This is a genomic window from Acinetobacter sp. Root1280, from assembly GCF_001425285.1.
GTDB lineage: Bacteria > Pseudomonadota > Gammaproteobacteria > Pseudomonadales > Moraxellaceae > Acinetobacter > Acinetobacter guillouiae.
This window is the reverse complement of the sequence record NZ_LMED01000018.1, coordinates 1-9,379: the sequence shown is the minus strand read 5'-3', so window position 1 is coordinate 9,379 and position 9,379 is coordinate 1. Positions and strand designations below refer to the sequence as shown.

At 30.8% G+C, this 9,379-nt stretch carries 9 protein-coding genes and 1 pseudogene; 7 read left to right on the top strand and 3 right to left on the bottom strand.

Annotated features, from left to right (window positions below; all coding sequences use genetic code 11):
• The first annotated feature begins 127 nt into the window (after window positions 1-127).
• The 7 genes from ASC84_RS14020 (at window position 128) to ASC84_RS13995 (ending at window position 6,676) form a co-directional block, all read left to right on the top strand.
• On the top strand, window positions 128-442 hold the full coding sequence (locus ASC84_RS14020; protein ID WP_056515772.1) for a hypothetical protein: 315 nt from the start codon (window positions 128-130) through the stop codon (window positions 440-442).
• Between the two features lie 376 nt (window positions 443-818).
• Entirely contained in the window at window positions 819-1,961 is a 1,143-nt protein-coding gene (locus ASC84_RS14015) for a catalase family protein (protein ID WP_056515767.1), read from the top strand.
• 909 nt (window positions 1,962-2,870) lie between these two features.
• Window positions 2,871-3,758, top strand: a complete 888-nt coding sequence (locus ASC84_RS14010; protein ID WP_056515766.1) for a LysR family transcriptional regulator — start codon at window positions 2,871-2,873, stop codon at window positions 3,756-3,758.
• A gap of 462 nt (window positions 3,759-4,220) precedes the next feature.
• Window positions 4,221-4,535 carry a transposase gene (locus ASC84_RS14005; protein ID WP_155860347.1) on the top strand — a complete coding sequence of 105 codons (315 nt, stop codon included), beginning with the start codon at window positions 4,221-4,223 and terminating at the stop codon, window positions 4,533-4,535.
• On the top strand, window positions 4,519-4,695 hold the full coding sequence (locus ASC84_RS23605; protein ID WP_162242537.1) for a transposase: 177 nt from the start codon (window positions 4,519-4,521) through the stop codon (window positions 4,693-4,695). The genes ASC84_RS14005 and ASC84_RS23605 overlap by 17 nt, the downstream gene beginning before the upstream one ends.
• A 757-nt stretch (window positions 4,696-5,452) precedes the next feature.
• The gene (locus ASC84_RS14000) at window positions 5,453-6,328 is read left to right on the top strand and encodes a LysR family transcriptional regulator (protein ID WP_056515765.1); all 876 of its coding nucleotides are present in this window, start codon (window positions 5,453-5,455) and stop codon (window positions 6,326-6,328) included.
• Window positions 6,329-6,355: 27 nt separating this feature from the next.
• A complete protein-coding gene (locus tag ASC84_RS13995; RefSeq protein WP_056515764.1) occupies window positions 6,356-6,676 on the top strand; it encodes a hypothetical protein in 321 nt (106 codons plus the stop codon).
• A gap of 226 nt (window positions 6,677-6,902) precedes the next feature.
• On the opposite strand, the gene ASC84_RS13990 is transcribed toward ASC84_RS13995, so the two are convergent.
• The 3 genes and pseudogenes from ASC84_RS13990 to ASC84_RS13980 all read right to left on the bottom strand — a co-directional run.
• On the bottom strand, window positions 6,903-7,925 hold the full coding sequence (locus ASC84_RS13990; protein ID WP_056515763.1) for a spore coat U domain-containing protein: 1,023 nt from the start codon (window positions 7,923-7,925) through the stop codon (window positions 6,903-6,905).
• A pseudogene (locus ASC84_RS13985) lies at window positions 7,922-8,212 on the bottom strand (FimD/PapC C-terminal domain-containing protein); the annotation flags it as partial. The gene ASC84_RS13990 and the pseudogene ASC84_RS13985, both read right to left, overlap by 4 nt.
• 1 nt (window position 8,213) lies before the next feature.
• On the bottom strand, window positions 8,214-9,379 hold a 1,166-nt coding region (locus ASC84_RS13980), incomplete at both ends, for a fimbria/pilus outer membrane usher protein (protein WP_155860348.1).

Sequence of the window (9,379 nt, the reverse complement as noted above, 5' to 3'; positions counted from 1 at the left end):
TTTTGAATCTATAAAAGTTTGAATTAGTAAAAGTGTCAGTAAAAAGCCAAATTACATTGTTTTATTGCAGAGTAAAACACTATTATTTTGATTTTAAAATATAAAAATTGAATAGGTAAGACTTGAAATGAAAATTTATGAAATGATCTTTCATAAAGGGAATTATGAACAAAACCAATCATTTTATGCTGTAAATAATAAGGCAACACGTGAGCATTTTCTTGATCAGATACGTTTAGAGCTCGATGTAGAATTGAATGACTTTAAACTAAGTTGTACTTCCGACAATAATGCTGATTTATTATCTTTATTCAAAGAAGTTCATCATGAAAGTTTTTTACACGTGAATGCTATGGCTGATGAATTTATACAAAATTCAAAGGCAACATTTGATCAATTCATTTGCCTAAATGTAGAAGAACATGACGTATTGGACATTTAATATAAAATACAATATTATTCAAGAAAAAATTGAATACGAAATTGGACTGTGTTTTGCATTTATCTGTAAAAGATAAGTATCATAAAATCAAAGCTTCTGCCACTTAAGTCAGAAGCTTTGATAGATTTTTTTCATTTAATAGTAAACAGAACATTTATAAAAAACATACTCAAAATTTAAAATAAACCCAATCAGAATTCAGGATCATTTACATTGGAATATTTAAAGCTTAAAAGTATTTCAATTAAAAAAATCTGAATAATATTAAAAAACTCATACATTTTTATATTTATTTTGTGTGTTTAATGAATTAAAAGAAGTTCCTATCTATTCAGAAAATTTAGAATTATACTTGCTATATGCCTGGAGACAATAAATGAAAAATAAAATATGGCCTTTAACCTTAAAAAGGCTGTTACAATCTCTGATAGTTATCACTATTTGTACTAATTTAAATGCCGATACATTACCTTTTGTGCTTAATTCTCCAAACAATATTACTTACCCAAATATAGATCCTAGCTTAGGTGAACAACTCTATCCAAATGAAGAATCTATAGCTGTAAAAGTTGCAGACTTAGTTGAGACATCAATTCGAAAACAATATACAATAGGGATAGCCCTTCGGGATGCACACCCTAAAGCTCATGGTTGTATACGAGCAGAATTCAAAATTAATGACACTCTTCCTAAGAATCTAGCTCAAGGTATTTTTATTCCAAGAAAGACATATCAAGCATGGATCCGCTTTTCTAATGGGTCTCGTGATGCTACAAAAGCAGACAATAAAAGAGATGCTCGAGGTATAGCGATAAAAATTTTAGGAGTCTCAGGAACAAAACTTTTAAATAATGAAGTATCCACTCAGGATTTTATTATGATCAATCATCCTGTCTTTTTTGTGAATGATCCTGATCGCTATATGTCTTTAATACAAGATATTAATAGTGAGAGTTTTTTTAAAAAAATTCATATCCCGTTCGCATTAGGAGCTAAAGGATCTTGGATTGCTATAAATTCTAGAAACAAAATTTCAAACCCTTTACAAACTAGATATTGGTCTATGGTTCCGTACCAGTTGGGAATAGGCTCCAGTCGTGAAGTCGTCAAGTATTCAACACAACCATGTTCTTCACTTAAAGACGCTATTCCATTTACAGCTAATCATGATTTTTTAAGAGAGGCACTCAAAAGTAGCTTACAAAAAAATGATGCTTGCATGGAATTTTTAATACAACCTCGAACATTAAATACCATGTCAGTCGAAGACTCCATGACTGAATGGAAAGAAAGCCAAGCCCCATTTCACAAGGTTGCAACTATTCATATTTCTAAACAAGTTTTTGATACTCCTGATCAAAATAAGTTTTGTGAAAACCTTTCTTTTACACCATGGCATACTCTCTCTGAACATAAGCCGCTTGGTGCAATAAACAGAATGCGAAAAGTGATTTATGAACGTATTAGTCTAGTTCGACATGAGATGAATGCTATTCAAAGAATAGAACCACTTTCTTAACTAAGAATAAATTGCTAATATTGTTAAAAGGTACGTATTGCTAAATACAAATACATGTAAATGAACAAATATAATCTTAAACACTTGAATATAAAAAGTTTTGATTAATTTTCTCAAATTCAGCTAAGAATAAATAAGTCTAGAGGGTCCATTCTAAAAATAGTCGGTTTTGTAGTAATCATCCTAATAGTGATAAGCTGATATTAAATGTAAATACCTGTAATTTGCCTACCTCAGACAGCCATTTCTCCCAAAGCACTTGAATTTTCAATTTTGACAGTTTGCCGATCCAGTGAAATCTTTGGAGCCACATGACAAGAAATTGATTTTGAATCTAAGGTCTGGATTATTCCAAAAGAACGCATGAAAGCGGAAAAGGAGCATCGAGTCCAATTATCATCAAAACCAACGATTGATTTATTATTAATTCAGACAGATACACATTCATTAGGTTAAGTTTTTCAAGGACCTGGTGGTGGCGGTATGCTTTCAGACATGTCTTAAACCGCTTTATTCAAAAGAACGTATGAGCAAAAACTTGAAGAAACACTTTAAAATCTATTGATCAAAAAGTCGAATTATTATTACACAAGATTTCTGTTCTAATTTCAGTGATTGGTCAGTCTATAAAAATCAATTATCTTCAGAAGCTCTATGAGTATGTTCTAGCTCTCTAGTATGATAAAACAAGACTGATAAAAATAATTAATTTTAGAAAAATTAGCATTTTTATTAAAAATTAGCTTACAAGGTTTTCGATGAAAGTTTACTCATTTTGGAATAAAATGGAATTTGATATATAAGTTTTTTCATCACTATGTTCATATATGCTCAATATAAATAAATCGACACTTATTAAATATGATGATAAAATATATAGAACAAATTGTGAATTTCAAGGATTTTAATATGATAGAAAGGATATCTCTTAATTCATTAAAGTTTTTCTATTATGTTGCTATTGAAGGAAGTATAACCATAGCAGCTAAACGTGTTTTTGTAACACAAAGCGCTGTAAGTCGACAAATCAAAAATTTAGAAGATCTTTTGAATATCACCCTCTTTGAAAGAAAGAATAAAACCTTAATTCTAACTCCTGAAGGAAAAATTCTGTTAGATTGCTGTCAACATGTTTTTTTCCAACTAGATAATTGTCTTGTTAATATTAGCCAAAAAAAATACAAAAATAATAACTTAACCATTTCTTGTGAACCGACAATTTCAATGAAATGGTTAATCCCTAGACTGGTGAAATTTAATGAACTAAGCCTTGGATTTGAAATTACTCTTTTAACAGGTGGTGGTCCATTAGATTTTCAAACACAAAATATTGATCTTGCTATTCGAAGAAATGATTTCACATGGAATCATCATATTTTTATTACAAAAATAATAGATGAATTTATGTGTATAGTAAACTCGAATCAGCAAAACTCTTCAAATTTATTATTAAGTACATCTCGTCCAAAATTTAAAAATTACTTAATTAAAGAATATTCTGAAATTTCAAAACTTAACATAATAGAGTTAGATCATTTTTATTTATGTATTGAAGCATGTTTATCTGGTTTAGGGCAAACAATTGTGTCTGGATTTATGATTGAAAATGAATTAAAACATGATTTTATTCAAGTTGAAAAATATCTACATTTTGATGATTCAGCTTACTACCTACTCTCTCCTACTCCAATTGAAGAAGATAGTCGAAAAATTATTTTTAGAGATTGGTTAATAAAAGAAATGCAATTGACTCAACATAATTTTTTTCATCGGTTTGGTATTAAACAACAAGATTAATATATTTTTGCAATAAAATATAAAATTAAACACTATTAAAATGTGTGATTTAACATTCCAATATTTAATATTATTTATATTTTGAAAAATTAGTTTCATAAAGACTAATCTGAACAGTATCAATTATTATGTGTTGAGAGGAATTTTCAACCTAAAAATGAAGCCAGTCAAAAAAAATAGTTTATAACAAATTATTTAATAACAGTTCAAAAATTAAATTTATTCTTAAGTTAAAAATTTTCTTTTTATTTTCATTACTCACTAAGAATACGAAATACTTTCAGTATTGTATTTAGAGGTTCAATTGGAATTCAACGACGGTTTACATCCTTATTGTTCATTTTTAGTTCTTGAGTTAATTCCATTTTCTTTAACCTTTTTATTAGAATTAATTGTTCACTGCTTATTTATTTGAAGACATCCCCAAAGGTGAAGGTATAGACTGGTATGTTGTGATCGTAGATGCTACAGAAATTCCAATTCAAAGACCTAAAAAAACAGAAGAAAAGCTATAGTGGTAAGAAAAAGGCTCATACCTTTAAGGTACAAACGATCATTCATTGTAAAACTCAGCAAATATTAAGTTTATGCATGAGCAAAGGCGCTGTACATGACTTTGAACTGTTCAAACGCAATCTGCATTTAGTTCCAAMAAATTCATTTATTCTTGCAGATAAAGGTTACCAAGGGATTTATGCTATATATCCCAATAGCCTGTTACCKTGCAAGGCTAAAAAACGTTGTGAATTAGATAGATCCTTTGCTAAAAACATATAATCGAGAAATTAATAAAAGAAGAATAGGGATTGAGCATGTATTTGGAACATTAAAGACTTTCAAAATCCTTGCAGAGCGTTATCGAAATAGAGGGAAAAGACTTGGCTTAAGGTTCAATTTGATTGCAGGWATTTATAATTTAGAACTGAGTAAAAAGTGAGTTATGAAAGAAGTCTAGTGTATGCATATTTTTCCTACTATAGTAATTTTTCTATTTTTTAAGACGTACTATTTGTTATTCCATGACAACAATCAGCATGAAGTCATCATTTTGACCTCTTAATTTCATTTTGGTAAAACGAATCGCGAGATTGAACAAGTATATTTTTTAAATGTATCAATACACGTTACTTTCAGCTAATCCATAGTCAGCAGATAGTTCGATATGGACGTAACTAATTCAAAGTTGATAGTAGTTAATCTTATTGGATCAGTGAATGTGGAAAAATGATTTCTTATTAGTACTTTCTGCCACTTTTGAAATACTCAAAATTTATAGAAAATAAAGGAAGTGAAATGCCAAATAAACTTTTGATCATCAAATATTCATATTTTATTCTCAAATTAAAAACCATTTTACACTTCCCTATACGGTCTATTATAAAAATTTAAATTATTTTTTTAAAAAATCAAAAACCACCAAAAACCAATAATCATATTAATCACAAGTTAATTTTTTTTTACAGACTTTTATTTTAGATAAAAATAAAAAACATTATTTAACAAAATGTTAGCTTAAAAAAAATTAATTTAGATTAGAAAAATAAAAAATATTATTTAAATATAAATTCATTACATTTTCTCATCAATTTAAATGATTAATAATCATATAAGCTTTATTGTAAAAAAAAAATTAATTAGATAATATTAATAAACCAAATATTAATTACTAGCTAGTTTAATCAAAAAGGACTTATATGCCAAAAAAAAGAATCTCCTTAAATTCATTTAAGTTTTTCTATTATGTAGCAATATATAAGAGTGTAACTCTTGCTTCAGAAAAACTTAATGTTACACAAGGGGCTGTAAGTCGCCAAATTAAAAACCTAGAAGATAATTTAAACACAGCCCTTTTTATTCGAAAAGGTAATGTTTTAGATATTACTGAAGAAGGAATTCTTTTGCAAAACTGTTGTGAAATTATTTTCCATGAAATTGATAGCTGCCTAATAAAATTAAATAATCGAGAAAATGAATTAAATGAATTAGTGATTGCTTGCAAATCAACCTTTAGTATGAAATGGCTAATACCAAGATTAAATGATTTTAACAACCAGAATCATTCATTCAAAATTAAAATTAAAACAATTAATAATACAATTAATTTTAAAGAGGTAGACTTGGCAATCAGTAGAGATGACACTGATTGTAAAGAATATATATATATAGTTAAATTAATTAATGAAATAATGTTTTTTATTCAAAACCCATCGCAAATTGGGAATAATATTTTAATTTCAACTTCTAGACCAAACTTGTGGCAGAATTTATTAAAAATAAGTCATATTAGAGAGAAAATAATCTGTCTTGAATATAAAAAACTAGATCATTTCTATTTATGTATTGAAGCCTGTTTATCAGGTTTAGGTGCAACAATTGCATCTGGATACATGATAGAGAATGAATTAAAAAATCATAAAGTAGAACCTATCACAACACCATTTCACGATGGATCTTCATACTATCTTTTATCATCTTCTCCATTTGAAGAAGACTATAGAAAATTAGTTTTTAAAAACTGGCTTCTAGAGGAATTATGTAAATCAAAAAATTTCTTAGATATTTATTTTTAAATTAAAAAATCATTAAGGACAAATTTAATGTTCAAAGCTAATATTTCATTTAAATCAAAAAAATGGACATGTAAACAATGTGGATTATTAAAAACAACATCAAAATGGAGAATAAAAGTTGGATCACATATTTTTTTCCATATTTCAATGTACAACAAAAAATTTGATCGTGTAGAAAAAACTATTCATGGTATTGTATCTAGTAGACAAAATAAGTATTTAACTATTATAGACACAAATAATAATGATACTTATTTTATAGATCAAGCTGAAGTTTATTTAACAGATTCACCTTCACTTTTTTTATACAACATGTATGGAACATGCAAGTGTGATAAAATTGAATAATTTCTTATATTATAGTGGATTTACATATAATTTTAAAAAAAATTTAGAAAAAATAAAATTAATAATTTAATATTTCCAATTATATTCAGTACTACAATTACATTAAGTATAACTACTAGCTTTCCTCAAAATTATTGATATAAAATATTTAAATTTTAGCTATTAATTTTATGTGACATCATGATGTTAAATAATTTAACATCATGATGTCATAGTAGACGTATCTTTAAAATTCAACCTGTACAGTTATAGTATCACTATATTTACCAGCAGGCAGACTCAGTGAATTTGTTTCCAGAACTTTTGTTGTGAAAGCATAACCTTGCTGAGTTTTCGCATCATAAATACCAGCATTGGTGGTTGCATTTGCACTTGACCAACTCTCACTTCCATTACTACCCCAACGTTCAGCGGTTGCGTTTTTATAAATTTCATAATTTAAATAATTATTGCTATTACTAGACTTCATCGCACGTTGATTCCCATTTTGTGGATAGAGACCATTATTCAAGCTCACTTTATAAGGAGTTTTTACAGAGCAACGTATACCCATAGAAGTTTGAACAGGTTTAAATTCCGATGCAAAGGGGGCAGTCCCAAAGTTGACATCATTGGTCGCAATACGGCAGTCTGCTAAGACTTCAATACTCAAATTTATTGAGGAATCACTCCCACTTCCCCATTTAAAACCTGATCCCAAAAATCCCCGACTAAAACCTGGACTGCTATAATAGAATCCTATACCAAGTACAGCAATAGCAGGTACAGAGTAATACCACCTCACATTAAATGATGTTTCGGCTTTGTATATCCCAGGCGACACAGCTTGTCCTGGATTAATTCGAGCATAAAATGGTAGTGAGCCATCTGCCCCAGTAAAAAAATTGATAATCGTAAAACTACTCATATCTCTTTCTTGCCCCACATTAATTGGATTATTATTGGTATCCAAATAATTCACAGTTAGACGTTCACCAGTGACACTATTGATATAGTTTACAGGCATCTGGTCGACCCGATATTTCAAATAAGTCGTATTTAAAGCAGCTAAACTAAACCCCCTACAAGCTAAACCTGAACTGAACTGGGTAGACTGCACACCGCTTTCATTTAATGTGATTGAAGAAATTTTGGCAATAGAAACATTACCACTTGAGTTAACACTACAATCTGCATAGCTCTGAGCAGCAATCAATATTAATCCAGAGAATAATAGACCTGCGGGTATTATTTTTTTTAAAGTAATCATGGTTTAGCCACCTCACGACAAACAACTGACTTAATCACAGCAATTTGTTTTTGCGCTTGTTTTAAATCCAACGAAAAGTTTGCTTCACATACGCTCTGATCTGGCAGTTGCACCCGAATGCTATTTTCTGCACCTAAATCCTCAAGATAAGCAATCCCATCCATCCCCACATAACTCGATTCTTGATCCGCACGATGTACCACCGCACCCACTGGAATCGCTTGCCCATTGCTTTGCACTAAAGATACATTGGCTGCATAAGACTGTTTGATTGGGAAGCCAATCACNTGGAGCCCATCACCTTAATTGTGACCCCAATCCCGTCCATCCCCACATAACTCGATTCTTGATCGGCACGATGTACCACCGCACCCACTGGAATCGCTTGCCCATTGCTTTGCACTAAAGATACATTGGCTGCATAAGACTGTTTGATTGGGAAGCCAATCACAACACCCGAGCCTCGTTTTGCCGCAATCCGATTTTCAACTTGGGTTGCATTAAAGTTTGAAGGTAAATCAATCGGGTTAATACTGTATTTAGCCGCGTAATAAGGTGTCACTGACGGTACAAATACATAGCCCTTCGCGTTACTACGACCCACCAAGCTGTTTTCATAATGCACAGGAACATCTGCAATTTTGTTGGTATCAATCAAAGCAAACGACTCACCCAATCGATTGGCAGCAAAGACATGACCTGACATCAACACCACCGAACCTGACAGGCCAAACCAATAGTTGTAGTCATTGCTACCTGACATGCCGACATCCGTATTAAAATATTGGTTACGGTAGCTGAAGCGTGCCTGATTAAAATCATCACTGTTTTCATTAAAACGTCGAGTTAAATCAACACCAACACCACCATCCAACGGTGCACTACGGTTATAGTTGATATAAGAATAATCACCACTGGATTGTTGGCTATAACCTAGATTGGCTGTGGATCTGCTCTTAGAAAATGGAACCGACAACTGAAATGCTGCACTCCACTCTTTTTCCACAAAATCCCGATTGGCACTTAACGATACTGTCGCACCACGCAGATAGGACGGTAATACCGGTGCCCAAGACAGGTTCATCAGTTTATTTTCAATGTCACGGCTCTTGGTTCGGATATATGCCACCCCAAAAGTACCCGACTTTTCTGTAGCAAAATAAGTATTGGCAACCAAACTTTTATGACTGTTGGCTGAAATCAAATCTGTATATTGCAAACGTGAAAGATCATAATAGTCCTGATCGCGCTGAGTATGATTGAGACTAAATCCAAAGCGTTGTTGATTATAGCTATAACCGAGCGTGTATTGATTTCCCTTGAGGTTTTTATTTCCATTAAAGTTCTGATTATTAAACTGATTAAGCTCTCCATCAGCCCAGCTTTGGGTTGCCGAACCACTTACAACACCAAACCGATTCAACTTAAGCACTGAACCTAGCCCAGCCAACTGA

Bases quoted from the DNA above. Each gene is read 5' to 3' on its own strand.
- ASC84_RS14020 (WP_056515772.1), top strand. From the start codon at position 128: ATGAAAATTTATGAAATGATCTTTCATAAAGGGAATTATGAACAAAAC.
- ASC84_RS14010 (WP_056515766.1), top strand. From the start codon at position 2,871: ATGATAGAAAGGATATCTCTTAATTCATTAAAGTTTTTCTATTATGTT.
- ASC84_RS13990 (WP_056515763.1), bottom strand. From the start codon at position 7,925: ATGATTACTTTAAAAAAAATAATACCCGCAGGTCTATTATTCTCTGGA.
- ASC84_RS14000 (WP_056515765.1), top strand. From the start codon at position 5,453: ATGCCAAAAAAAAGAATCTCCTTAAATTCATTTAAGTTTTTCTATTAT.
- ASC84_RS14015 (WP_056515767.1), top strand. From the start codon at position 819: ATGAAAAATAAAATATGGCCTTTAACCTTAAAAAGGCTGTTACAATCT.
- ASC84_RS13995 (WP_056515764.1), top strand. From the start codon at position 6,356: ATGTTCAAAGCTAATATTTCATTTAAATCAAAAAAATGGACATGTAAA.